Raw genomic sequence first — 24794 nt, forward strand, 5'->3', positions numbered from 1 at the left:
AATGGGTATCTAAAGAAAGAAGGTGTGAAAATGGCCAGCTGGAAACGAAATTTAATGATTTGTTGGCTAGGTTGTTTTACCACTGCAGCCGGTATGAGTTTAGTAATTCCTTTTTTATCTTTTTATATTGAGGAATTAGGTGTGACTGGCACTTCTAGTATTGCACAGTGGTCGGGACTTGCATTTGGTGTAACATTTTTAATGGGTGCGATCGTATCACCAATATGGGGAAAGCTTGGTGATATACATGGACGGAAATTGATGCTAATTCGTGCTAGCCTTGGTATGGCGATTATTATGACGCTTATGGGGTTTGTAACGGATGTATATCAATTAGTCGCACTAAGATTTTTAATGGGAGCAGTATCTGGTTTCCTTTCAACCGCGATGACATTTATTGCAGCAGAAACTCCGAAAGAACATTCAGGTTGGGCAATTTCTACAATTTCAACTGGTGGCGTGAGCGGTTCTTTACTTGGTCCATTACTTGGAGGATATTTGTCTGAGTTAATTGGAATGCGCCATGTTTTTCTTGTTACAGGAGCTTTTTTATTCCTTTCCTTTCTCATCGTTTTTTTCTTCTTACATGAAGAAAATCACTCTGCTCAAGCAAAAAAAGTACAAACGAAAAAAGTATGGACGATGGTTCCAGCTAAGCATTTAATTATTAGTTTGTTTGTAACAACATTTATTATTCAACTTGCTAATATGTCTGTTCAGCCAATTGTTACATTATACGTGAAAAATTTAGTTGGTCCTCAAACTGCGCATATTGAAACAATTGCGGGCGCTGTTATGTCAGCGACAGGATTAGCTGTTATTTTGGCAGCACCAAGACTCGGACGATTATCAGATCATATCGGTCCTCAAAAAACGTTAGTTGTAGCGTTGTTTGCTGCAGGAATTATTTTTATTCCACAAGCATTTGTAACCTCAGCTTGGCAACTATTAATTCTTCGATTTTTATTAGGTATCGCACAAGCAGGATTATTACCTTCCGTACAAACTCTACTAAAACAACATACACCAACCCATGTAACGGGGCGAATATTTGGGTATAATCAATCGTTTCAGTTTTTAGGAAATATGATTGGACCAATACTTGGTGGACAAATTGCAGCGCATGCTGGTTTCCAATATGTTTTCTTCTCTACATCATCACTATTGTTTATTGCGTGCATTTGGGTTTATTTTCATAATAAGAACGAAGAGGTATCAGAGAAACGACATTTGGAAGTTAGTTAACTAAGTGAAAGAAAAAAGGATGAAGCAATGAATGCTTCATCCTTTTTTCTTTAAAATTGGAGACAAAGATAACTTAATGTACCAAGCTCGTAACTGCGATGAATGACTTCACCGCTATTTTCACCACTTCCCATAGCGATAAATAAAGGTACAAAATGCTCTGCTCTTGGTACTGCTAATTGTGCATGAGGGGCATTTTTCTCCCAATTAAATAATGCATCTTTATCAGCAGCCTGCATATGTTTAATAATCCAATCATCAAATTCAATTGCCCATTGTTCGGGCGTAGTTTGATTCCATTTCAGTGCTCGTAAGTTATGAACGGTAACACCACTACCGATTACTAAAATATCTTCCTGTCCAAGTCCTTTTAATGCTTCTCCAATCTTAAATTGTTCTTTTGCAGAAAGGAATGGATTTACTGATATTTGGACGACAGGAATATTTGCTTCTGGATACATGCGATGCAAGAGTGTCCATGAGCCATGATCTAAACCTCTCGTCATATTATGATGGACTGGAATACCTTTGTTTTTAAACTTTGTTTCTAACATGGATGCAATGCTAGAAGAACCTTTTGCACGATATTTAATTTCGTATAACTCTGGAGGAAAACCTCCAAAATCATAAATTGTTTCATATTCGTTATCTGATGAGGAAATCGTTAATACTTCACTTTCCCAGTGAGCAGTGAAAATAACAATTGCTTTCGGTTTATACGTTTCTCCAAGTATTTTTAAAAAACTTGTATAATCTGTATCTTGAATAGCGAGCATTGGTGAACCATGTGCTAAAAATAGTGATGGCATCATAGTAGAAACCTCCTAAAAATATAATAATTACTTTATGTAAGTAACTATATAATTTTGTGTTGTTTTCGTCAACAGAAATAGTTTGAAAGCTAATCGGAAAAGGAAGGCATTTGTCATAATGAAAGCAATTGCATATAATACATAATAAGAATAATGAATAGATATTCATTTTTGAGATACATAATAGAGTTGGGGGCTGACGAAATGAACGTACAGGAAAGTTTCGTTACGGCAATGGATGGATCGGAAATTTATTTACGCAAGTGGTTACCAGAAGGTGAACCGAAAGGGATTATTCAAATTGCACATGGTATGACAGAACATGCAGGTGTTTATACAGACTTTATTGATGCGTTATTAGAAGCAGGGTATGGTGTTTATGCGCATGATCATAAAGGACATGGGAAAACGGTGAAAAGAGAAGAGGATTATGGTCATTTTGAACCAAATGTAGGTTGGAGTAAGGCTGTATCTGATGTTATATTTGTATCTGAAACGATAAGAAAAGAGCAGACATGCCCGTTATTTTTACTTGGACATAGTATGGGTTCTTTTTTATCAAGACGTGCTGTACAACTGAAAGGTGAATTATATGATGGATTCCTTATTTCAGGAACTGGTGGAAACCCAGGGCTTCTAGGAAGTATCGGTCATAAAGTAGCGACAATTGAGATGAAATTACGCGGGGCAAAAACGAAAAGTCCGATGCTAAACTTTTTATCTTTCGGAAACTTCAATTCACACTTTAAACCAAATCGTACAAAATTTGATTGGTTATCTTCAGATAACAGCCAAGTAGATAAATATATTGCGGATCCGTTATGTGGATTCATTTGTACGACTAGTTTTTATCGAGAATTATTTTCTGGTGTGTTAGAAGTAAATAAACTAGAAGAGTTTAAGAAAACACCGCAAAACCTTCCAATACATATTTTTTCAGGAGATCGTGATCCTGTTGGAGATATGGGGAAAGGTGTAAAAGAAGTATATGAAAATTATAAAAAATGCGGTGTGAAAGATGTAACACTGCGTTTATATGAAAATGGAAGACATGAAATGTTCCATGAAGTAAATAGAGATGAAGTATTTCAAGATTTGATTTCTTGGTTAGATGGACATATTGTATGAGAAGAAACCTCACTTTTTGAAGTGAGGTTTCTTTAAGGAGATGGAGGAATAGTTATGAGTGAATTTGTAAATAAAGAATATGTAGAAATAGATTTTCAAGATATTTTGATTAAAGAAGAGGAATTGAAGAATTGTACGTTCATAAAATGCCGTTTTAGAGGGATAGATGCATCAGAAATTTCTACTGAAAATTGTAATTTCATAGAATGTGATTTTACCGGTGCTCTTTTTAACGCTTCTATCCATCAAGGAACTACATTTGCAAATTGTAAGCTTGTTGGTGCGAATTTATTTGTATCGAAGTTTGAAGAATGTAAAATGACTGGCTCTGATTTTGAAGAAGCGAATTTAGATGGAATAACTATCATATCGGGTGATTGGTCATACACGAATTTAAGGTTTGCGAACTTAAGTAAACAAATGTTAAAGGGTATACGTTTAGTGGAAGCTGACCTATATGAATGTAATTTAGAAAAAGCAGATTTACGTGAAGCGGATTTAACTGGTGCACAGTTAGGTAAGGCGAAACTTAGCGGTGCAAATTTAAAAGGAGCGATAGTTGATAGAATTGATTTTACAAGTTTCGATTTGAAAAATGTAAAATTAGATATAGCGCAGGCAGTTGCAGTAGCAAGGTGTTATGGGGCTAAGGTGAACTAAATTGTTTATAAAACCATTCAAATTGTTGAACGGTTTTATAAATCATAATAGTAGTATAATAGTAAATGAGGTGTTAATACTATGGAAGATAAAACGTTAGGTATACTACTAGATGTTGTTGGGGAATTATTTTCAGATGAAATATCAATCGCCGTTTCGAATAAGGAAGAATATATTTACTATCGGCCAAGTAAACGTATTGATTTAAAGATTAGCGCCGGGGATCCTATTAAGGAAGGAACGATTGCTCATAAAGCAATGGTAACGAAGCAAAAAGCCTCCGAGTTTATTAACCGAGATGTTTTCGGTATTCCTTATCATGGAATGGCGGTACCATTTTCAAATAATGGCCAGATTGAAGGTTGTGTGACGGCAATTTATCCAGCTTTAACGGATGGAAAGTCAGTCGTTACTTTAAAAACAACAGACGGATGGGTTCCAGTTCCTTTTTCAAAGGTGATGTATTTAGAAGCTAAAGATAAAAAGACGTATGTGAATTCAGAAGAGTTAACAGGAACACATAAGTACTCTCTACAAGAATTTGAATACTTACTTCCGAAAGATTCGTTTATTAGATGCCACCGTTCCTTTATAGTAAATGTGAATCATATTAAAGCGATTTATCCTGATACCCACTCTACTTTTTTACTTTCAATGGATAACGGAGAAAGGGTACCAGTGAGTCAATCATATGCTAGTTATTTTCGTAAGCTTCTAGGATTCTAAATTATTCTGCTTTAGAGGTTAGATTCGCTGTTTTGTCTGAATTTTTGCCATTGTATACTGAAATCCCTATTTAGATACTGTTAAAGTGTAAAATAATTATGAATATTCATAGGGAGAGGGATTACATATGGAGAATAATTTGGATAGAATTAGGGATGAACGTCTGAAAGATCGCGTAGTTACACCTGAAGAAGCAGCTTCATGGATTGAAAGTGGAATGACTTTAGGCTTAAGTGGGTTTACACGTGCAGGTGATGTAAAAGCAGTCCCATTTGCGCTTGTAAACCGAGTTAAGAATGATACATCTTTTAAAGTAAATGTTTATACTGGTGCCTCTTTAGGTTCTGATGTAGATAAATTATTTGCGGAAGCAGGAATTTTAGGGAAAAGATTGCCTTTCCAAGCTGATGCGACTATGCGAAAAGGAATTAATAACGGAGATTTTTTATTTGTGGACCAGCACTTATCTCATACAGCAGAGTTACTTCGCGCTGACGTTATGGATGTAGATTTTGCTATTTTGGAAGCGGTTGCGATTACTGAAGATGGCATGATTATTCCGACAACTTCAATAGGAAATTCTTTAGCGTTTTCTTTAAATGCTAAGTCCATTATTATTGAAATGAATATGGCTCAATCCACGCAGTTAGAAGGACTGCATGATTTATATGAACCAGGTAAGCAAGGAGAAAGACTTCCAATTCCGATTGTGAAAACGGATGATCGAATTGGAACGATTGGCATTCCAATCGATGTTGAAAAGGTGAAAGGGATTGTGTTTACGAACCAATTAGACTCACCATCGACAATTGTTCCTCCGGATGAAGAAACTGTTATTATGGCACAGCATTTAATAGAGTTCCTTCGAAAAGAAGTCGAAGTAGGTCGATTAACAAATCGTTTAGCGCCGCTACAATCAGGAATTGGCTCAGTGGCTAATGCAGTTCTTCATGGAATGTTAGATTCGGAGTTTGAAGATTTAGAAGTGTATTCTGAAGTTTTACAAGATGCGGTCTTTGATCTTATGGATGCTGGAAAAGTCAATTTCGCTTCATGCTGCTCAATCACACTTTCTGAGGAGAAAATGCAAAAAGTATTTTCCAACTTTGAAAAATATCGTGACAAATTAATGATGCGCCCGCAAGAGATTTCTAATCATCCTGAAATCATTCGTCGCCTCGGATTAATCTCGATTAATACTGCTTTAGAATTAGATATATACGGAAATGTGAACTCTACTCACGTTTTAGGCACAAAAATGATGAACGGTATCGGTGGTTCTGGTGATTTTGCGAGAAATGCTCGCCTAGCTATCTTTGTTACGAAATCGATTGCGAAAGGTGGTAACATTTCAAGTATCGTTCCTTTTGTTTCACATGTGGACCATACGGAACACGATGTAGATGTTATCGTCACTGAACAAGGGTATGTTGATCTAAGAGGACTTGCCCCAAGAGAAAGAGTGGAATTAATTATAGAGAATTGCGCACATCCAATGTATCGTGATCAGCTAAGAGCTTATTACGAAGAAGCTAAAACGAGAGGTGGACAAACTCCTCATGTTTTAGAAAAAGCTTTTTCTTGGCATACGAATTATGCTAAAAATGGAACAATGCTTGAAGCGGTAGTAGAAACTGTATAGGTGTATCGTTAGAAATAGTAAAACGAAAGATTGAGTTTGAAAAAAATTTTAGAAGAAGAAAACGCCAACTTTCAAAGATGGCGTTTTTTTCTTTAAATACATTGTTACAGGCCGTACTGATTATAATAAAGATTTATGAAAATAAGAGGGTTTTTTAATTACTTTTCGAATCATTTTAATAGTTTACATATCGAAGGTGAGGAGAAAGAATCATGAAGATAAGAGAAGCGTTATTAAGTGAAGCAAATGAATTAAGTGAACTCGCACTACAATCAAAAGCGACGTGGGATTATAGTGAAGAATTCATAATTGCCTGTAAGGAAGATTTAACTATTACAGAAGAGTATATAAATAATAATTTTGTATATGTTTTTGAAAACGATAATACGAAGATTGGATTTTTCTCATTTTTACGTAATGATCAAGCTCTCGATTTCCTGTACATTCATCCTCGTTACAAAGGGAAAGGCTACGGGAAAATAATTTGGAAGTATGTAATAGAAAAAGCAAATGAACTAGGCTTAAAAAGTTTTACGATTGATAGTGATCCGAATGCAAAAGGATATTACTTGAAAATGGGCGCACAGTTAATCGGAGAGACACCATCAACGGTCTTTAAGGATCGTTTACTGCCTCTTTTGAAATATGATGTGTAAAACTATTAATAGTAGGGGAAGATTAGAGTGGATGATGTAAATGAAAAACAATATAGCATGTTGAAGAAAAAGATAACGAAAGAATTGAAATTATCTTTTGACTCTTAATCTTTAATAAGTTACTATAATGGTGGTAACTTATTAAAGGGAACTTCATAGAGTTGAAAGGGGAAATACTTTTGAAAACAACTTATGTAAACGCTACAATCGTAACGATGAATGAACAAAATGAAGTGATAGAAAATGGATATATCATTGTAGAAAATGATCAAATTATAGATGTGAAGAGCGGAGAATTCGCTAATGATTTTGAAGTAGATGAAGTAATTGACATGAAAGGAAAGTGGGTTTTACCAGGGCTTGTAAATACACATACACACGTTGTAATGAGTCTCTTAAGAGGTATTGGTGATGATATGTTATTACAGCCGTGGCTTGAGACGAGAATTTGGCCACTTGAAAGTCAGTTTACTCCAGAGCTTGCGGTCGCTAGTACGGAATTAGGATTACTTGAAATGGTGAAAAGTGGTACAACATCATTTTCTGATATGTTTAATCCAATTGGAGTAGATCAAGATGCAATTATGGAAACGGTATCAAGGAGCGGGATGCGAGCTGCTGTTTCAAGAACTTTATTTAGCTTCGGAACGAAAGATGATGAAAAAAAAGCCATTGAAGAAGCTGAAAAATATGTGAAGCGTTACTATAACGAAAGTGGTATGTTAACTACGATGGTTGCACCGCATAGTCCATATACATGCAGTACAGAACTGTTAGAAGAGTGCGCTCGTATTGCAGTAGAAAATCAAACGATGGTTCATATACATCTTTCGGAAACAGAGCGTGAAGTACGTGATATTGAAGCACAGTACGGAAAACGTCCAGTAGAATATGCAGCAAGTTGCGGATTGTTTAAACGCCCAACAGTTATTGCACACGGTGTAGTATTAAATGACAATGAGCGTGCATTTTTAGCAGAACATGATGTTCGAGTAGCACATAACCCGAATAGTAATTTAAAACTAGGTTCTGGTATAGCGAATGTAAAAGCGATGCTAGAAGCAGGAGTGAAAGTAGGTATTGCAACAGATAGTGTGGCATCAAACAACAATTTAGATATGTTTGAAGAAATGCGTATAGCGACTTTACTACAAAAAGGTATTCATCGAGATGCAACAGCGTTACCGGTTGAAACAGCTCTTACACTTGCAACTAAAGGAGCGGCTGAAGTAATCGGCATGAAACAAACAGGATCACTTGAGGTTGGAAAGTACGCTGATTTCATTACAATTGATCCGTCTAATAAGCCTCATTTACAACCAGCGGATGAAGTGTTATCACACCTTGTATATGCAGCTAGTGGAAAAGATATAAGCGATGTAATTATTAACGGAAAACGTGTCGTTTGGAATAGCGAATGTAAAACGTTAGATGAAGAGCGTATTATATTTGAAGCGAGTCGATATAAACGAGGTTTGCAAAGATAGGTATTTTTAGGCTGTGGAGAAAGACTTCTCCACAGCCTGTTTTTTGTCTGAACTTTTTTATTAATAAAACAGAAGAGAATGATTTAGATAAAATCACTAGTTTCAAAAATCCTTCACGTAATAATGATTATATGAAGGATTTAAATGTTTCTTATTTTTTTGTCTCGTTGACCCATTTAATAATGTCCTGGATAACGTACTCAGGAACATTAGCAGGAATTTCATATTCACTAGGAAGACTTAATGCCCCATCACCCTCCGTGAAGAAATGATTCAATTTTGGGTATTCATTGAACTGAACATTCTTGCGGTTTGAAAGCCCTTCCTGCCATTTTGTATATTCATTTTTTACTGTTACTTGATAATCGCGTGTTCCTTGCAGAATCAGTAAAGGCTCTTTTCGTGATTTTGCTTCTTCAACTGGACGCCACCTAGAAACATCATACATAAAATGGGGTGACCCAAAATTGTAGCCAGCTGGAGGGTGGTCAGGATTGAAAGTAGGATCCTGGATAAAAGCGACTTGTCTTTTTAGTTCATCCATTACTTCCTTTGGCGCCCCGAGGTATTGATTCTGATCAATGGCAATGTCAGTTAATGCCCGTGCAGGTGGTGCGAGTAGGATACTACCTCTAACAAGTGAGGAAGGTGCTTTGCTTAGTATACGCGGCATTGTGCCAGCTCCTAGACTATGTCCAAGAATGAAAATATTGTTTGGATCAATGCCTTCCTGCTGTGCTGCTGATTTTGCTGCATATATGGCATCATCTGTAGTATCACGGTCTAACGTAACAGGTTCTGCACTCATCTTTAATGCGTGTTCTAAGGTGCGTTTTTCATAGCGCAACACTGCAATTCCGTTGGATGAAAGGCCTACCGCAAGGTCTCGTAAAATTTTTGTTCCCATATATGTACTATCGCGATCGTGGATGCCAGCACCATGAACAAGAACAACTACGGGTACCTTCTCACCAGCTTTATGTTTCGGAACTGTTAATGTGGCTGGTAACGGATAGGTAGAATTTCCAATGACGATTTCACGTTCTTGATAGAAAGCAGGTTGATCATAGCTAGGATGCGGGATAATATAAGATTCCGGAGGCGTCCTTACCCCAACCTCATCTACTTTCCCCCCAGGTGTGAATTTAAGGAGTAACGGTATGGTAGTACCTTGGGTAGTTCCTGAAATTTCCACCGTCTGATGGACTAAGTTTCGTTCTTTTATCACGGGGGTTCCTATGATTTTTATCACGCTCCAACCACTTTGTGTCCACCAGTTTTGTAATGTGTTTGCTGTGAACTTGGATTGAAAAGCAGCAGACGTCAACTGAAGTGCCTCTACATAATTACCTTGCTGGAGATATTCAAAAAATAATGATGTACGCTCCGTTAAAGAGACTCGTTTTTTTTCTACAGGTGGTTCCTCACGTGTATCTGCGTGAATAGCTGTTGTAAGCGGAAAAGATGAAGTGCCTAAAGAAAAGAACAGGGTAAAGGAAAGTACTGATTTTTGTATTTTCTTTTTTTTATTCATGTTTTAACCTCCAATATGTGATGGTAAAAAACAGGTATGATAAATTAAGGTTTTGTTGTAAAAACGCCTAAACCATTGATATGTTCATCTAAAACCAACAGTTCTTGTTTTGTCGTAATCGCTTTGGCAGCTTCAACCCTCTCTTTCTTCCTTCACTTTATATTTTGACTATACGAAACAAAGTTCTCGTTTTTCTTACTTGATTCTTACAAAATCCTAAAGTGTATAAGATTTGTAAAATATCATTTTCTACTTAACCTGAATTCCAAAAAACAAAGTGGCATTGCTGAATGGAGATACGAAAATATCCTAACCAAACTGTAACCTATACGTCTATTAAGTTAGTTATGGGGGCATTTACATGAAACAGAGAAAAGTTAAAATAAAAAAGGAGGTATGCAATAAGAGTTTTTTATAAACACTTGAGCGAACAGCGCAGATTAAACATTCAATATTTAGCTATCCTTTTTAAAAGAGTAGCTTTTTTTGAACGAATAAATATTCAAAAGAATGTCGCATCTTTCTGTTCATATTTCTGCTATAATATATAACGCTTTATAATATTTTATATTTAAGGAGAACGATTCATGAAGCGAAAAAAGAGCCATTTAATGGTAATGGCACTTGTTACATCTTTATTATTAACAGCTTGTAATAATAAAGCGAATAAAAGTGACAGAGAGGCAAAAAAACAAGTATTAAATGTAACAGTATCAGAAGAAATTCCTTCACTTGATACAGCGAAAACGATGGATGGTACGTCAGCGCACGTTATGCAGAACATATTTGAAGGGTTGTATGTATTAGATGATCAAGATCAGCCGATTCCAGCAGTAGCAAAATCGTTTAAAAGAAGTGAAGATGGTAAAAAATATACATTTGATTTGCGTAAAGATGCAAAATGGTCAAATGGAGACAGTGTGACAGCAAATGATTTTCTGTTTGCATGGAAACGTGCAATTAATCCTGAAACAGCGTCTCAATATGCGTATATGCTTTTTTACGTGAAAAATGCAAAAGAGATAAATAAGGGAACAGTGCCTCTTGCTGAACTTGGGGTTAAAGTTATAAATGATTATAAATTGGAAGTGGAACTTGAACAGCCAATCCCGTATTTTTTACAGTTGTTAGCGCTACCTATTTACTTACCACAGCATGAATCATTTTTGAAAGAACAAGGAAAGAATTATGCATTGGAACCTAGTAATCTCATATATAATGGGCCATTTGTATTAGAGAAATGGAAGCATGAACAAGAGTTTCAATTAAAGAAAAATGCTACATATTGGGATGAAAAGAAAGTGAAATTAGACGAGATAAACTTTCAAATTGTAAAGGATACAATGACCGCTGTTAATTTATACGAAGCTGGTAATTTGGACCGGGTGCCTATTAATTCTCAATTTGTAGACAAGTATAAAGGGCATAAGGAGTTACATATGTCGAGCGAACCTGCAATTGCTATGCTACGTTTTAATGAAAAAAATAGTGCGTTAGCAAATAAGAAAGTGCGTCAGGCTATTTCATTCGCATTAAATAAAGAGGATTTCGTTGCTCATTTTATTAATAACGGAGCAAAACCTGCAACTGGGCTAGTACCAGTTGGGCATATCAATGAAGAAACGGGAAAAGATTTTAGGAAAGAAAACGGAAACCTTTCTTTATATGATGTACAAAGTGCGAAAAAGATTTGGGAAGAAGCGAAAAAAGAGCTTGGAGTAGAACAAGTAAACCTCGAGTTTTTAACGTTTGAACAAGATAACGCAAAACGTATGGCAGAATATATAAAAGGTGATTTAGAAAAGAATTTACAAGGATTAACGATACAAATTAAACAACAGCCATTTAAGCAAAAATTACAGTTAGAACAAACAGGTGATTACGATATAACTATGGCAAATTGGGGACCCGACTATAAAGACCCAATTAGTTATTTAGAACTATTTACGACGGGTAATCAAAATAATAAAATGAATTATTCTAACCGTCACTACGATGAATTAATAAAGAAAGCGAAAAGCGATCTAGTATTAGATCAGAAGAAAAGATGGGAAGCATTGCAAGAGGCCGAGCGTATTCTATTAGGGGATGCTGCGGTCGCACCGCTTTATCAAATGGGCTCAGCTTACGTACAAAATGATTATGTAAAAGGAATTGAAAAGCATCAATTTGGTGGTATTTATACTTATAAGAATGCTTATATTGCTAATGAATAAATACAAAAAACCTTACTTTTTAAAAGTAAGGTTTTTTACACATGAATTTTATTAAACCGATTTTAATAAAGAATAAAAATTCGTATCATATGGAATGTCATCTTGATACATATAATTTTTTAGAACGCCTTCTTTTTCAAATCCTAATTTTAATAGCACTTTATTGGAAGCTTCATTTTCAAGAAAGACAATTGCTCCGATCCGTTTTAAATGAAGTGTGTGGAAACCGTATGATATAACCTCAGAAACAGCTTCCGTCGCATATCCTTTTCCCCAGTGTTCAGGGAGAAAGGCATAACTTATATTGGCCCGTTTATGCTCAGAAGACCAATCGTGAAAACCAATTGTTCCAATGAGTTCTTTCTTGTTTTTTAATTCGATTCCCCATTTTATACCACTTCTTGCATTGTAACTCAACTTAAAGTTATGAATGATTTGTTTTACTTGATTAATATCCTGTAATGGTTTTTGCCCATAATAGCGCAGTACGTCAGTATTAGAAAAGCATTGTAGTATACCCGGTGCATCTTCTTCGGTAAGTTCTCTTAAAATGAGCCGATCGGTTTTCAATATAGGAAACATGCTTTCACTCCATTTCTTCTGAAACTAGAATGTGTTGTTATTATATAATGTAATCTGAAAAAAAAGATTATTCAAGAGGGAGGTATGGTTTCGATTTATGATAAAATTGATTGTGGAATATATTTCAAAAAGAGGTTTGTATATGGAGAAAAATTCAATTTTAATTGTAGATGATGATCAAGATATTGTTAGATTTATGAACGTGAATTTAATGCAAGAAGGTTTTAAAGTTTTTAGTGCTCATAACGGAGAAGAGGCTTTAGAAATAATAAATAAAAATAACATTCAACTTGCTATTTTGGATATTATGATGCCACAAATGGATGGGATAGAATTGTGCAGAAGGATTAGAGAGAAACATAGTTTACCAATTATGTTTTTAAGTGCAAAATCATCGGATGTAGATAAAGTAATTGGATTTAGTACTGGGGCAGATGATTATATAGTGAAGCCGTTTAGTACAATTGAATTTATAGCGAGAGTGAAAGCTCAATTAAGAAGGTATACATATTTCAATCAAAATGCTGTCCAAGTAATAAAAAAGAAAATAAACATTAGAGGTTTAGAAATAGATGAAGTGTCTAGAACAGTAATGTTATATGGAGAAACAATCAATCTTACAAAAACGGAATATGATATTTTGTATTTAATGGCAGCTGCAAAGAATCGTGTATTTACTATTGAAGAAATATATGAGAGCGTTTGGAAAGAAAGAGCCTATGAAAGCAATAATACAGTAATGGTTCATATCGCAAGGTTAAGAAATAAAATTGAAGAGGATCCAAAAGAACCGAAGTTTATTCAAAATGTTTGGGGAGTCGGATATAAAATTGAAGATTAAATCATTACAAGGCATTAGAGCTAAGTTTTTTACCGCATTCATATGTAGCATCTTGTTAGCAACTGTAAGTATAATAGTGTTTCAAATTTTAATTGGAAATATATATAGTCATGTTACTGCATTAGAGGAAAAATATTCATTTTTATATTTTATAGTTTTTTTAATTTTTACTACGACATACTTTGCATGTATGACAAAAACAATGATGAAACGATTGTCTGAAATTAATAAGAACGTGAAGGAAATAAGGAATGGTAATTTTGAAGTATATATACCTATTTCAAAAAATGACGAGATTGGTGAATTAGCAGCGAATGTTAATAGAATGGCTAAAAGTTTAAAAGAGTCTATTGAGAATGAAAAAAAATCACAGGAAATGAAAAATGAAATGATTAGTAATATTTCGCATGACTTACGAACACCTGTAACATCTTTAATCGGTTATGCGGACTTGTTAGGAAATAAGTTGCATTCAAATGGAGAAGAATGTGAACAGTATGTAAGCATATTAAAGCGAAAAAGTTATGAATTAAAAAATCAAGTAGATGATTTGTTAGAATACTGTCAAATAAATTATAGAGAGATTGAATTACATAAAAGTGTAGTAAATATGAAAGCGTTAATGGAACAAATTATGATTGATTTTGTGCCACAATTAGATGATGCTGATATGAGCCTTTGTATTAAGGGGGATAAAGAGTTACATGTGGAAATGGATGTAGCACTTATGGTGAGGTTATTCGAAAATGTAATTAGTAATAGTATTATGTACGGGAAAGACGGAAAGGAGATTGTAATTCAAGTTTCTAAAAGAGACATGAATGTTGAAATAGAAATTAAAAATTTTGGACAATGTATTCCAGATGAGAACCTTCCTTACGTTTTTGAGAAGTTTTATCGTGGTGAAAAATCACGTAGCTCCCATACAGGTGGAAAAGGAATGGGACTTGCAATTGCGAGAAGTATAGCAGAGCTTCATAAAGGGGATATCACTGTGCGCAGTAACGAGAAAGAAACTGTTTTCACTATCGCTTTACCGCAGCATAAAAAATTGTAAAAAAGTCGTAAGTATTTCTTTTATATGTCGTAATTTTTAATTCGTATCATGTAGAACAAAGATATGAGAGTAGGGATACGACATGTGGAAGAAATATGTATTAGTAATTTTAGTTGCTTTTGTACTTACAAGTTGGAGTATAGTTTATTTAGCTAAAGGTGTTATATCAGTCATTGGGTGGTGGAGTATACAAGCCTTTAGCATAGTATCACTCTTTATTTTAATAGGGGTAACGTTACTAATTGTGTGGAAAGGAATTTTCAGACAACGAATAGATGGAGCGCTACTCTTCATCGTTATTTTCTCTATCATTGGAGCTTGGCCTTTAGGATGGTTTGCGAACATTGGTAGACTTGCTTACCCGGCAGATGTACATTCTACGAGCCCTAAAGTAGTCGTGCGCTTTCCTTTGAATGAACGAGCATTAATTGGCTGGGGTGGTGATCGTTTAGAATCGAACTATCACGTTATCAAACCGAATGAACGATGGGCATATGATATTCTCATTCCACCTGCTGAAGTGAAAAGTAGTAAGTTAGAGGATTACGGAATATATGGAGCGAAAGTAATGGCACCAGCTTCTGGGACGGTTGTATCAATTAATAATAATGAACAAGATTTAGTTCCTGGATCGGATGATTTTCAATCAATGGCGGGTAATCATATTTATTTACGACTAGATGAATCAGGGACATATTTAATTCTTGCCCATTTAAAGCAAGGGTCCATTAAAGTTAAAGAAGGACAACATGTAAATGAAGGAGAATTTCTTGCTCAGGTCGGTAACTCAGGAAGTTCAAGTGAGCCACATTTACATATTCATCATCAAAGGCAGGATCCATCCAAGGTAAGCATATTTCTTTCGGAAGGATTACCACTTTACTTTCGAACTGAGAAGGGTGTGATAATGCCGGAAAAAGGAGAATATATAAAAAGACATTAGGGGGAAACGCTGATGTGGGAGAAATATTATATCGAAACTGATAGAGGGAAATTTGAGTATTTTCAAAAGGGAGAAGGAAAACCACTTTGTGTAACACATTTATACAGTGAGTTTAATAGTAATGGTAATTTATTTGCTTCTGCATTTACGAATCATTACACAGTGTATCTTATAAACTTAAGAGGATGCGGAAATTCTACACATGACACCACTAAATATAATTTGGGAATGGTAGATGCAGTACGTGATTTAGAAGCGATACGTGAGGCGTTGAATTTTAAAGATTGGACATATGCAGGTCATTCAACAGGTGGAATGCTAGCTTTACAATATGCGATAATGTGTCCAGAGAGGCTTGTAAAAATTATAGCTGGCGGATTATGTGCATCAGCTGAGTATATGAATCACAAAAATAGTATTTATTGTAGAGATAATGATCAAAATGCTCGTTTAAGAGAAATATTTGCAGTGCTCAGGGACGTAGCTTCTACAATTGATGAGAGGCGTGCCGTAAATAAAGAGTGGACAATGATGTCTTTATATAATGAATCAGCGTATGATGAAATGATTGCTAGACCGAACAGCGGTAAAACAGTATCAAAGCGCCTTGATTATTTTTCTTATAAGGAGTTACCTACATTTGATTTACGTTTACAATTAGAGAATGTAAATATACCAGCCCATATTTACGCTGGAATTTATGATGCACAGTGTCCGCATGAATTTGCAGTGGAAGTAGCGGAGCTTATGCCAAATGCGATAATGTCGACATTTGAATACAGTAATCATTTTCCATTTATTGAGGAGGAAGAAGAGTTTATAAAATTTGTTGAAAGCACGGTCTGTCATGTAAATGGATGATGAAAATCTATAATTTAAAAAGAAGAAGGCTGTCTTCAACACAAATTTGAGACAGCCTTCTTCTTTCATTATCCTACAAACGTTTGATACAGTAAGAAAATATTTAAAATGATAACAAGTACAGCAATGATCCAAGCGATAAAGGTAGTTATGCGGTGATTAACGAGTGCACCCATAATTTTTTTATTACTTGTAAACATAATAAGTGGTACTAATGCAAAGGCAATACCGAATGATAAGACAACTTGACTCATGACTAGAGCGTAAGTTGGATTTACGCCTAAAGCGATAATCACTAGTGGTGGAATCATTGTAATAAATCGGCGTAAGTATAACGGAATATGCATTCGAATGAAACCTTGCATAATAATATCACCTGACATTGTACCGACAGAAGAGCTAGATAGTCCTGCTGATAAGAGCCCAATTCCAAATAAAGCAGCTGATACAGGGCCCACTAAAGTACTGAACTGGTTAAAAGCAACATCAAGATCTTCGACATGCAAGCCGTTTTTAAAGAATAGTGCAGCAGCAACAATTAACATACTTGCATTAATTGCTCCAGCGATAACCATTGCAATAATGATATCAATAAACTCGAAGCGGAAAATCTTTTTCTTTTGTTCATCATTTGTTCCGATTACGCGGCGTTGCGTTAAGGCGGAATGTAAATAGATTGCGTGCGGCATAACTGTCGCCCCTAAAATTCCGGCTGCAAGTAATATACTGTCTACACCTTGGAATTTTGGAATAAATAGTCCTGAAAGCAAAGGGCTTAATTCCGGTTTTGCATAAAAGACTTGTACACCGAAAGCGATAACAACGATAAAAATCATTCCTGTTATAATAGCTTCTAATGGACGGAAGCCTCTGCGTTGAAATTCAAGAATAATAAATGATCCAGCAGCTGTAATTAAAGCAGCTGGTAACATTGGAATTCCAAATAATAAATACAATCCGAGTGCTGCCCCGATAAATTCAGCTAAATCAGTAGCCATAATAACGAGTTCACCTTGTATCCATAAGCCGATGGAAACAGGTTTTGGGAAGTTTTCTCGAGCAATTTCAGGAAGGTTTCTACCTGTAGCGATTCCTAATTTAGCTGATAAAGTTTGGATTAATACAGCCATTAAATTAGAAGCGAGAATTACCCAGAGTAATAAATATCCATATTGTGATCCAGCGGCAATATTTGTCGCGAAATTGCCAGGGTCAATATAAGCGACTGAAGCGATGAAAGCAGGACCTAAGAATGGTAATAGTCTTTTTAAGCCTTTCGTTTGTCCGCTTAATGCTAAATGCGCTGATTGAACAGTTGTACTTTGAGAAGGGACATGTTCATCTTTTGATATATCTTTATTCATAGTAGTTTTCCCCTTTGGTATGTTAACTTGATGAAATTATTGTAAGTATTCTTATTCTTTATTTCAATACATTTAAATGTACTAGGTTATATTTTTTATTTGAACATAAATGTTTCCTTAGTGCAAATTATATGCCTTAATACAATGAATGGTGTGGTGTTATTAAAAATTGGGAGTTTATGGTGTGATGACGTGGGGAAACATAATGAATTAAAGGGCTGTTTTTGAAATTTATGTGAACATAAAGCCGATAATACAGCATATTAATTGATGGAATTGCATTTGTATGATATATAATATATTGGGATTACAACATAACCATAGTGTTTTGGTGTGTAATCTTGTTTTTTATTTTTGTTAACTGATAGAAAATAGTATAAAGAGAAGAAAATGGGATTCATTTTCTTATTATATATGTTTTGATATGAACGTTAACTTATACATGATTTTAAAAATTAGATAGGTGGTAGAAATACATTGGCAACTACAAAACCATACAGAGTATTACTATATTACATGTACACAACAATTGAAAACCCAGAAGAATTCGCGGCAGAGCATTTAGCATTTTGTAATTCACTTGAATTAAAAGGTAGAATTCTTGTAGCAAAAGAAGGTATTAACGGAACTTGTTCTGGTACTGTAGAACAAACAGAGAAATACATGGAAGCTATGAACAACGATCCACGTTTTGACGGTATCGTATTTAAAATAGATGAAGCTGATGGTCATGCATTTAAGAAAATGCACGTGCGTCCTCGTCCAGAATTAGTTACACTTCGTCTAGAAGATGACATTAACCCACACGAAATCACTGGTAAGTATTTAGAGCCAAAAGATTTTTATGAAGCAATGAAACAAGAAGATACAGTTATCATTGATGCACGAAATGATTATGAATTTGATTTAGGTCACTTCAAAGGTGCGATTAAACCTGATATCGAATCATTCCGTGAATTACCAGATTGGATTCGTGAAAATAAAGAAGTACTTGAAGGTAAAAAGATTTTAACGTACTGTACAGGCGGAATTCGTTGCGAGAAGTTTTCTGGTTGGTTAGTTCGTGAAGGTTATGAAGATGTAAGTCAGCTTCACGGCGGTATTGTAACGTACGGAAAAGACCCAGAAGTACAAGGTGAGCTTTGGGATGGACAATGTTACGTGTTCGATGAGCGTATCGCTGTACCAGTAAACCAAAAAGAACATGTTATCGTTGGTAAAGACTACTTTACAGGTGAACCTTGTGAGCGCTATGTAAATTGTGCCAATCCAGAATGTAACAAGAAAATTTTATGTTCTGAAGAAAACGAAGCGAAATATTTACGTGCATGTTCTCACGAATGCCGTGTAAGCCCACGTAACCGCTACGTAATACAACATGAATTAACGGAAGAACAAGTAGCTACTGCATTAGAGAAAATCGAAGCAGGGAAGTAAGAGGAATTCGTGTAATAAAAAAGGGTACTCCAAACTTTATGTTGGAATACCCTTTTTATATTGTCCGGTTCAGCCTTTTGTCGGTTTCTGTCGGTAAGTCGATATATCTGGAAAATCGCCGATATATTTTGAGTTGCGCTGATATATTTAAAAAATCGCTGATATATTTCGAGATGCGCCGATATATCCGAAAAATCGCTGATAAAAATTTCAATTACTGTAGCGTACCACATACTTCAATGTAAAAATAATCTTCTTTATTTCGAATCATCTTTCTCTCTCACAGCAGAAAGTACAGTTTGTTTTACCCATGCTTTTCTTCGTTTATGTTGTAGACTCCATTGGTATAAACTTTGCGCACCTAAAATAAGTGAAATGACGATACCGCTAATTGCTATTAAAAGCGCGAAAAATTCAAGTGGCGATGATATTTTGTTTGAATCGGTGTTTCTTAACAGATCAATCATAGTAAACCCTAACATTTGGCCTACTACAGAGTAGAGCGTTAAAATTAATAGTAAAAGGCTATCTTTTTTTGAAGCAACATTTTCTTGATATTTAAACAAACTATCAAGATTTTGTTTTGCATTTGAGTATAGTATCTCAATGTTAAAAAGCTTTCTTAAGCGAAAGAAAATATCTTCACTCTGTGATTGGGATACTAGCTCTAAAGAAAAGTAATTCGCCGTAAACGAATTGATTGAATAAATTAATTTCTCTATTTCATTTGTATCTTGTTCAATGTTTAATTCAGCATAAGCGTTTGCCATTTTCAATAAAACAATTTTATGAAATAGATTTAATAATAAAGCGTAATAAAACTCCCCATACATTTGACTCGCAAGTTTAGTAAATTCGCGTCCTCCTTCATTTGTTACACATGTGAATATATGTTCTTCCATTATGAAATAGCGATTCGGAGCCCATCTTTGGTAAGCGTGTTGTTTTAAATAATCATGAATATAAGGCAGATTATTTGCACTCACATATGCCTTGCCATCACTTGTTAACCCGGAAAGACTAGAAGTACGATAAACATCCACTTCATTCAGTTCCATATCTTCTTTTATAGATAATAAAGTTTGTACGTACATTCGCTGATCTTCAAAGAAAGGAAAGGTTTGAAAGTAAGAACTTCTTAATCTCTTCTTCTCAAAGAAATCTGTTACGCCATGAAATAAATAGCCAAAAATGAATCTTTCCACTTGGGAATATTTTTTTCCATTACATTCAATGCAAATCGTTTCATTTGTATCATTTTTAGTTTCAAGTACACGGAAGCGGGCGGCGAATTCAATTGCTTCTGATAATGTCATGTTTGGAGCGGTCTCTACTTCTGTCCGAATTGTTAAGAAGCCAAGCTCATAAGGACAAAGTGTTACGTCAATAGAATGAATCTTAAATGGAACGGAAATAAGATTTGTTGTTAAATGTCCAGTTAAGTTAAGGTCTTTAGAATAGCGCTGTAACCCCTTTTGATGCTCTGAATGAGGAAATAAAATTTTATTTGTAAATGAAAGATAGTATGCTTCCATATTTTGATGTGAAACTTGAAACTTTCCATAGTATGTATTTTCATTTTCAAGATGATCGAGTCGAAAAGGACGAAAGTCATTTTTCTGTAAGAAAGGGAACATATTTTGTTCATAACCAGTTTTAAAAGAAAACGGGAATATAAATTGAAATATAGCTGTTGTTACATCTTTTTCCTCGATTGTATGTATTGCCTCCATTTACATTGTTTCCTTTCCAAATATGCTATAAAAACAACATGCCCAAATTCATTTGAAAATAACCACTGTTGTATACTTGATTAAGAATGAAAATTCAGCTTATTTAGTAGGGGATATGTATAATGTTATGTATACTGAATGTTATAAAATTGTATTTTGAAAAGGGGATGTTGTATGCGTATTTTAGTATTAGGAGCGGGAGGCGTTGGAGGATTTTTTGGGGGACGCTTAGTAGAAAAAGGAGAAGATGTTACTTTTCTTGTTCGTAGTAAACGGAAAAAACAATTGGAGGAAAGAGGACTTGTAATCCGTAGTGTTAACGGGGATTTTTCCTTCCAACCGAAATTAATAACGAAAGAAGATCGAACTGCTCCATTTGATGTCATTTTATTTTCAACAAAAGCGTATCACTTAAACGAGGCAATTCAAGATGTGAAGCCTTTTGTAGGTGAAAACACTGTGATTATTCCATTGTTAAATGGTATCGCTCATGTATCACTATTACAAAAGGAATTCGGTGAGGAAAAAGTAATTGGCGGTTTATGCTTTATCGAGACGACTTTAAACGATCAAGGAGAAATTGTACAAACTAGCGCTGCCAACAGACTTGTGTTTGGAGAAATGAAGTCTCAAGATTCAAAGAGAATAAAGCATATTTCTAAAGCATTTGCAGGTACGAAATCTAGTTTTGTTTTAAGTGAAAACATTATGCAAGATATGTGGCATAAATATTTATTTATTACTGTAATGTCGGGTGTGACGACATTAATGCGGGCACCGATAGGACCGATTCGTGAAAGCGAAGGTGGACGCGATTTTATCCAAAACTTATTTGAAGAATGTATGCAAATTATGAGATCTATGGAAGCGCCAATTAAAGATGATATTGCCGAGGAACATATGAAAACAATTGATAAAATTTCGTATAATATGAAGTCATCGATGCAGCGTGATATGGAAAAAGGTTCGTCTATTGAAGCGAAGCACTTACAAGGATACTTACTAGATGTAGCGGAACAATTTTCTATAGAAGCACCATTATTAGGAGCAGTGTATCAAAATTTGAAAGTGTATGAAGAAATGACCTTTAACAAATCAGCAATACAATTGGATGTATGAAAAAATAAAAAAGAAAGCAATATATAAATGTATTGCTTTCTTTTTTTATGACAAATCATTTATTTCTTTTTGTTCTATCTGTCAAATTTATTTCCTGTTCACGTTTACCGTATAATTGATTAATTTCATTTGCTAATGCATCTAAATAGGAATCGGAAAAAATAGGCTTCTTTTCTTTAGACATATAGATCTCCTTTAGTGATTTTTTAGTATTCATTATGTATATTTACCAGCGGATTATGCGCAATCATTTTAATTTTTTCTTTTTAAAAATTTTTGTTTACATTTTGAAAATAAAGGAGTATTATAATCCACAGTTTCAATTTTCTAAATCGCTGAAACCGCATGGTACGGGGGACCCGTTTTTACGGATTGGTACATAATCCGATGGGGTGAATCCTTGAAAAAGGTAGGGCTACTCATAGGCCCGAATCCGACAGCTAACCTCGTAAGCGTTATATTGAGAAGGAAGGTGGAGCTTGTGCGACAAAAAAAATAATGTCTACAAGTCTATTTCGTTATGGCTTGTAGACATTTTTTGTTTTCTGAAGAAATCGTTTATCCGCTATAACTAGCAGAAAAGTTCGTACAAAATTATTGGAGAGTGGACAGCAGTGGTTTCATCTATTAAAAGATTTTTAATTGGAAGACCGTTAAAATCAACAGAGCTTGGAGAACAGAAGCTTAATAAAACGAAAGCTTTAGCTATTTTATCTTCTGACGCATTGTCATCAGTTGCTTACGGTCCAGAGCAAATTTTAATTGCTTTAGCAGGTGTTGGAGCGATCGCTTATTGGTATTCCATTCCGATCGCTGTTGGGGTATTAGTATTATTGACGGCCCTTATTTTATCTTATCGTCAAATTATTTTTGCTTATCCGCATGGCGGGGGCGCGTATGTTGTATCAAAAGAAAATTTAGGGATGAATCCAGGCTTAATTGCTGGAGGATCTTTATTAGTTGACTATATTTTAACTGTTGCAGTAAGTGTGTCTGCAGGTACAGATGCGCTCACATCTGCTTTTCCTAGTTTACATGCACATAATGTAATCATTGCGATTATATTTGTTATATTTATTACCATCTTAAATTTAAGAGGTGTAACGGAATCAGCTTCCGTTTTAGCATATCCTGTTTATTTATTCGTTTTGGCACTATTTATATTAATTGGTGTAGGGATATACAATATTTTAACGGGGCACGTGTCACCAACTTTACACACGCCGATTGGAACACCAGTTGCAGGGATTAGTTTATTTTTATTACTAAGAGCATTTGCATCAGGTAGTTCTGCTTTAACAGGTGTTGAAGCAATTTCAAATGCAATTCCGAACTTTAAAGATCCTGCGCCAAACAATGCAGCGAAAACATTGCTTGCAATGGGTGCATTACTTGCAGTTTTATTTTCAGGAATTGTGTTCTTAGCTTATTATTACGGAATTTCTCCAAGTAAAGAAGTAACAGTTGTTTCACAAATTGCTGAACAAACATTTGGACGTAATTTCATGTACTATTTCATACAAGGTACAACAGCTTTAATATTAATCCTTGCTGCTAACACAGGATATTCTGCGTTTCCGTTATTAGCAGTAAACCTTGCAAAAGATAAGTTTATACCAAGAATGTTTACGATTAGAGGAGACCGCCTAGGTTACTCAAATGGAATTATTATACTTGGAATCGCATCGATTATTTTAATTGTAGCTTTCCAAGGGCAAACAGAGCATTTAATTCCTTTATATGCAGTAGGTGTATTTATTCCATTTACCCTTTCTCAAAGTGGTATGGTATTAAAATGGCTTCGTGAAAAACCAGAAGGATGGGCTTTACGATTAACAGTCAATTTAATTGGTGCAGTCATTAGTTTTATCGTAATGAGTATGTTCTTTTTAACTAAATTCGCACAAGTTTGGTCAATCCTTATTTTCTTACCTGTTATTATCTTCTTGTTCCACCGAATTAAGAAGCATTATGATGCAGTGGGTGATCAATTAAGCTTAAAAACTTGCGAACCTCTTATTCCAATTGAGGGGAATGTAATTGTCGTTCCAGTAGCTGGTATGACGCATGTAGTAGAAAATTCATTAAACTATGCGAAGTCTCTATCTGCAGATCAAGTTATCGCTGTATATGTTGCTTTTGACAGAGAAGAGGAAAAGAAATTTGAAGAGAAATGGAAGAAGTGGCAACCTGAAGTAAGGCTTGTTACATTACATTCTCACTATAGAAGTATTATTCAACCACTAACGAAGTTTATTGATACAGTACAATATAAAGCGAGTGAATCAAATTACCGAGTTACTGTCGTTATACCACAGTTCATTCCGAAAAAAGGTTGGCATAACATTCTTCATAATCAGTCTAGTTTACTCATTCGTGCGTATTTACTCTATAAAAGAAATGTAGTCATTACGACAGTTCCATATCATTTGAAAAAATAAGAAGATTTTTTAAGGATAGCTTCATGAAAGTGAAGCTATCCTTTTTGTGTATACTCTATGCATAATTGCATATGAGTCTAAAAGATATATTGATATAATTTTTGTATCTATAAATAAGTAGAGGTTTTTGTTGTGATATATGGATATTTTAATTGAAAAAGTGAAGTGGATTATATTTTGAAATAAAGACATGAAGGCTTGAAAATAAAGGGAATGAAAATACTTCTTTACGTTATATAAATAGCTGTGTTTAAATGACCTTACAGTACAAAACTTATATGAAAACAAAACGGAATTTCATATTTATGTA

General features: G+C 34.8%; 21 protein-coding genes, 1 pseudogene and 1 riboswitch. Of the genes and pseudogenes, 16 read left to right on the forward strand and 6 right to left on the reverse strand.

Going from position 1 to position 24794, the window contains the following annotated elements:
- Window positions 1-30: 30 nt before the first annotated feature.
- Window positions 31-1245, forward strand: coding sequence for a multidrug efflux MFS transporter (locus ACTFRN_RS06825; protein WP_000179308.1), 1215 nt, complete (start codon window positions 31-33; stop codon window positions 1243-1245).
- A gap of 50 nt (window positions 1246-1295) precedes the next feature.
- Here the strand turns inward: ACTFRN_RS06825 and ACTFRN_RS06830 are convergent, their stop codons facing one another.
- Entirely contained in the window at window positions 1296-2057 is a 762-nt protein-coding gene (locus ACTFRN_RS06830) for a DODA-type extradiol aromatic ring-opening family dioxygenase (protein ID WP_000982923.1), read from the reverse strand.
- A gap of 204 nt (window positions 2058-2261) precedes the next feature.
- On the opposite strand from ACTFRN_RS06830, the gene ACTFRN_RS06835 reads away from it, so the two are divergent.
- From ACTFRN_RS06835 to ACTFRN_RS06865, 7 genes and pseudogenes are all read left to right on the forward strand, one after another.
- Window positions 2262-3185 (forward strand): alpha/beta hydrolase, encoded by a 924-nt coding sequence (locus ACTFRN_RS06835; RefSeq protein ID WP_001102609.1) that lies wholly within the window; start codon window positions 2262-2264, stop codon window positions 3183-3185.
- Between the two features lie 54 nt (window positions 3186-3239).
- Window positions 3240-3845 carry a pentapeptide repeat-containing protein gene (locus tag ACTFRN_RS06840; RefSeq protein ID WP_014893850.1) on the forward strand — a complete coding sequence of 202 codons (606 nt, stop codon included), beginning with the start codon at window positions 3240-3242 and terminating at the stop codon, window positions 3843-3845.
- 81 nt (window positions 3846-3926) lie between these two features.
- Window positions 3927-4571 carry a LytTR family DNA-binding domain-containing protein gene (locus ACTFRN_RS06845; RefSeq protein WP_000389695.1) on the forward strand — a complete coding sequence of 215 codons (645 nt, stop codon included), beginning with the start codon at window positions 3927-3929 and terminating at the stop codon, window positions 4569-4571.
- A 127-nt stretch (window positions 4572-4698) separates the two neighbouring features.
- The gene (locus ACTFRN_RS06850; RefSeq protein WP_000429779.1) at window positions 4699-6213 is read left to right on the forward strand and encodes an acetyl-CoA hydrolase/transferase family protein; all 1515 of its coding nucleotides are present in this window, start codon (window positions 4699-4701) and stop codon (window positions 6211-6213) included.
- 212 nt (window positions 6214-6425) lie between these two features.
- Window positions 6426-6869 (forward strand): GNAT family N-acetyltransferase, encoded by a 444-nt coding sequence (locus tag ACTFRN_RS06855; protein ID WP_000701905.1) that lies wholly within the window; start codon window positions 6426-6428, stop codon window positions 6867-6869.
- A gap of 33 nt (window positions 6870-6902) precedes the next feature.
- Window positions 6903-6977, forward strand: a pseudogene (locus ACTFRN_RS06860) (YunG family protein); the annotation flags it as partial.
- Window positions 6978-7030: 53 nt separating this feature from the next.
- Window positions 7031-8356, forward strand: coding sequence for a bifunctional S-methyl-5'-thioadenosine deaminase/S-adenosylhomocysteine deaminase (locus ACTFRN_RS06865; protein ID WP_139302968.1), 1326 nt, complete (start codon window positions 7031-7033; stop codon window positions 8354-8356).
- A gap of 151 nt (window positions 8357-8507) precedes the next feature.
- On the opposite strand, the gene ACTFRN_RS06870 is transcribed toward ACTFRN_RS06865, so the two are convergent.
- On the reverse strand, window positions 8508-9890 hold the full coding sequence (locus tag ACTFRN_RS06870; RefSeq protein WP_140383359.1) for an alpha/beta hydrolase family protein: 1383 nt from the start codon (window positions 9888-9890) through the stop codon (window positions 8508-8510).
- Window positions 9891-10477: 587 nt separating this feature from the next.
- On the opposite strand from ACTFRN_RS06870, the gene ACTFRN_RS06875 reads away from it, so the two are divergent.
- Entirely contained in the window at window positions 10478-12106 is a 1629-nt protein-coding gene (locus ACTFRN_RS06875; RefSeq protein WP_000823509.1) for a peptide ABC transporter substrate-binding protein, read from the forward strand.
- 51 nt (window positions 12107-12157) lie between these two features.
- Here the strand turns inward: ACTFRN_RS06875 and ACTFRN_RS06880 are convergent, their stop codons facing one another.
- Complete coding sequence (locus tag ACTFRN_RS06880; protein ID WP_088106611.1) at window positions 12158-12688, reverse strand: GNAT family N-acetyltransferase; 531 nt, start codon at window positions 12686-12688, stop codon at window positions 12158-12160.
- A 142-nt stretch (window positions 12689-12830) separates the two neighbouring features.
- On the opposite strand from ACTFRN_RS06880, the gene ACTFRN_RS06885 reads away from it, so the two are divergent.
- The 4 genes from ACTFRN_RS06885 to ACTFRN_RS06900 all read left to right on the forward strand — a co-directional run bounded on the left by ACTFRN_RS06885 (window position 12831) and on the right by ACTFRN_RS06900 (window position 16390).
- Window positions 12831-13529, forward strand: a complete 699-nt coding sequence (locus tag ACTFRN_RS06885) for a response regulator transcription factor (RefSeq protein WP_000414533.1) — start codon at window positions 12831-12833, stop codon at window positions 13527-13529.
- Window positions 13519-14586, forward strand: coding sequence for a sensor histidine kinase (locus ACTFRN_RS06890; RefSeq protein WP_000695285.1), 1068 nt, complete (start codon window positions 13519-13521; stop codon window positions 14584-14586). The genes ACTFRN_RS06885 and ACTFRN_RS06890 overlap by 11 nt, the downstream gene beginning before the upstream one ends.
- An 82-nt stretch (window positions 14587-14668) precedes the next feature.
- Complete coding sequence (locus ACTFRN_RS06895; protein ID WP_000265708.1) at window positions 14669-15529, forward strand: M23 family metallopeptidase; 861 nt, start codon at window positions 14669-14671, stop codon at window positions 15527-15529.
- A 12-nt stretch (window positions 15530-15541) separates the two neighbouring features.
- Window positions 15542-16390: an alpha/beta fold hydrolase gene (locus ACTFRN_RS06900; protein ID WP_000263698.1), complete on the forward strand. Its 849-nt coding sequence runs from the start codon at window positions 15542-15544 to the stop codon at window positions 16388-16390.
- Window positions 16391-16458: 68 nt separating this feature from the next.
- Here the strand turns inward: ACTFRN_RS06900 and ACTFRN_RS06905 are convergent, their stop codons facing one another.
- Window positions 16459-17754 carry an Nramp family divalent metal transporter gene (locus ACTFRN_RS06905; protein WP_074614937.1) on the reverse strand — a complete coding sequence of 432 codons (1296 nt, stop codon included), beginning with the start codon at window positions 17752-17754 and terminating at the stop codon, window positions 16459-16461.
- A 477-nt stretch (window positions 17755-18231) separates the two neighbouring features.
- Here ACTFRN_RS06905 and trhO point away from each other — a divergent pair, with 477 nt between their 5' ends.
- On the forward strand, window positions 18232-19191 hold the full coding sequence (gene trhO, locus ACTFRN_RS06910) for an oxygen-dependent tRNA uridine(34) hydroxylase TrhO (protein ID WP_074568351.1): 960 nt from the start codon (window positions 18232-18234) through the stop codon (window positions 19189-19191).
- A 257-nt stretch (window positions 19192-19448) separates the two neighbouring features.
- On the opposite strand, the gene ACTFRN_RS06915 is transcribed toward trhO, so the two are convergent.
- Window positions 19449-20924, reverse strand: coding sequence for a hypothetical protein (locus tag ACTFRN_RS06915; protein ID WP_088106612.1), 1476 nt, complete (start codon window positions 20922-20924; stop codon window positions 19449-19451).
- A gap of 174 nt (window positions 20925-21098) precedes the next feature.
- Here ACTFRN_RS06915 and panE point away from each other — a divergent pair, with 174 nt between their 5' ends.
- A complete protein-coding gene (gene panE / locus ACTFRN_RS06920; protein ID WP_088106613.1) occupies window positions 21099-22043 on the forward strand; it encodes a 2-dehydropantoate 2-reductase in 945 nt (314 codons plus the stop codon).
- 55 nt (window positions 22044-22098) lie between these two features.
- On the opposite strand, the gene ACTFRN_RS06925 is transcribed toward panE, so the two are convergent.
- Window positions 22099-22227 (reverse strand): hypothetical protein, encoded by a 129-nt coding sequence (locus tag ACTFRN_RS06925; RefSeq protein ID WP_000031869.1) that lies wholly within the window; start codon window positions 22225-22227, stop codon window positions 22099-22101.
- Between the two features lie 139 nt (window positions 22228-22366).
- A riboswitch (cyclic di-AMP (ydaO/yuaA leader) is annotated at window positions 22367-22513 on the forward strand.
- A gap of 144 nt (window positions 22514-22657) precedes the next feature.
- Here ACTFRN_RS06925 and ACTFRN_RS06930 point away from each other — a divergent pair.
- Window positions 22658-24484 (forward strand): APC family permease, encoded by a 1827-nt coding sequence (locus ACTFRN_RS06930; protein ID WP_049111383.1) that lies wholly within the window; start codon window positions 22658-22660, stop codon window positions 24482-24484.
- The last annotated feature ends 310 nt before the right edge of the window (window positions 24485-24794 follow it).

Origin of the sequence: Bacillus cereus group sp. MYBK245-2 (genome assembly GCF_051916145.1) — a bacterium.
Taxonomy (GTDB): domain Bacteria; phylum Bacillota; class Bacilli; order Bacillales; family Bacillaceae_G; genus Bacillus_A; species Bacillus_A pacificus.

Bases quoted from the DNA above. Each gene is read 5' to 3' on its own strand.
- ACTFRN_RS06825 (WP_000179308.1), top strand. From the start codon at position 31: ATGGCCAGCTGGAAACGAAATTTAATGATTTGTTGGCTAGGTTGTTTT.
- ACTFRN_RS06830 (WP_000982923.1), bottom strand. From the start codon at position 2,057: ATGATGCCATCACTATTTTTAGCACATGGTTCACCAATGCTCGCTATT.
- ACTFRN_RS06835 (WP_001102609.1), top strand. From the start codon at position 2,262: ATGAACGTACAGGAAAGTTTCGTTACGGCAATGGATGGATCGGAAATT.
- ACTFRN_RS06840 (WP_014893850.1), top strand. From the start codon at position 3,240: ATGAGTGAATTTGTAAATAAAGAATATGTAGAAATAGATTTTCAAGAT.
- ACTFRN_RS06845 (WP_000389695.1), top strand. From the start codon at position 3,927: ATGGAAGATAAAACGTTAGGTATACTACTAGATGTTGTTGGGGAATTA.
- ACTFRN_RS06850 (WP_000429779.1), top strand. From the start codon at position 4,699: ATGGAGAATAATTTGGATAGAATTAGGGATGAACGTCTGAAAGATCGC.
- ACTFRN_RS06855 (WP_000701905.1), top strand. From the start codon at position 6,426: ATGAAGATAAGAGAAGCGTTATTAAGTGAAGCAAATGAATTAAGTGAA.
- ACTFRN_RS06870 (WP_140383359.1), bottom strand. From the start codon at position 9,890: ATGAATAAAAAAAAGAAAATACAAAAATCAGTACTTTCCTTTACCCTG.
- ACTFRN_RS06875 (WP_000823509.1), top strand. From the start codon at position 10,478: ATGAAGCGAAAAAAGAGCCATTTAATGGTAATGGCACTTGTTACATCT.
- ACTFRN_RS06880 (WP_088106611.1), bottom strand. From the start codon at position 12,688: ATGTTTCCTATATTGAAAACCGATCGGCTCATTTTAAGAGAACTTACC.
- ACTFRN_RS06885 (WP_000414533.1), top strand. From the start codon at position 12,831: ATGGAGAAAAATTCAATTTTAATTGTAGATGATGATCAAGATATTGTT.
- ACTFRN_RS06895 (WP_000265708.1), top strand. From the start codon at position 14,669: ATGTGGAAGAAATATGTATTAGTAATTTTAGTTGCTTTTGTACTTACA.
- ACTFRN_RS06900 (WP_000263698.1), top strand. From the start codon at position 15,542: ATGTGGGAGAAATATTATATCGAAACTGATAGAGGGAAATTTGAGTAT.
- ACTFRN_RS06905 (WP_074614937.1), bottom strand. From the start codon at position 17,754: ATGAATAAAGATATATCAAAAGATGAACATGTCCCTTCTCAAAGTACA.
- ACTFRN_RS06915 (WP_088106612.1), bottom strand. From the start codon at position 20,924: ATGGAGGCAATACATACAATCGAGGAAAAAGATGTAACAACAGCTATA.
- panE (WP_088106613.1), top strand. From the start codon at position 21,099: ATGCGTATTTTAGTATTAGGAGCGGGAGGCGTTGGAGGATTTTTTGGG.
- ACTFRN_RS06925 (WP_000031869.1), bottom strand. From the start codon at position 22,227: ATGTCTAAAGAAAAGAAGCCTATTTTTTCCGATTCCTATTTAGATGCA.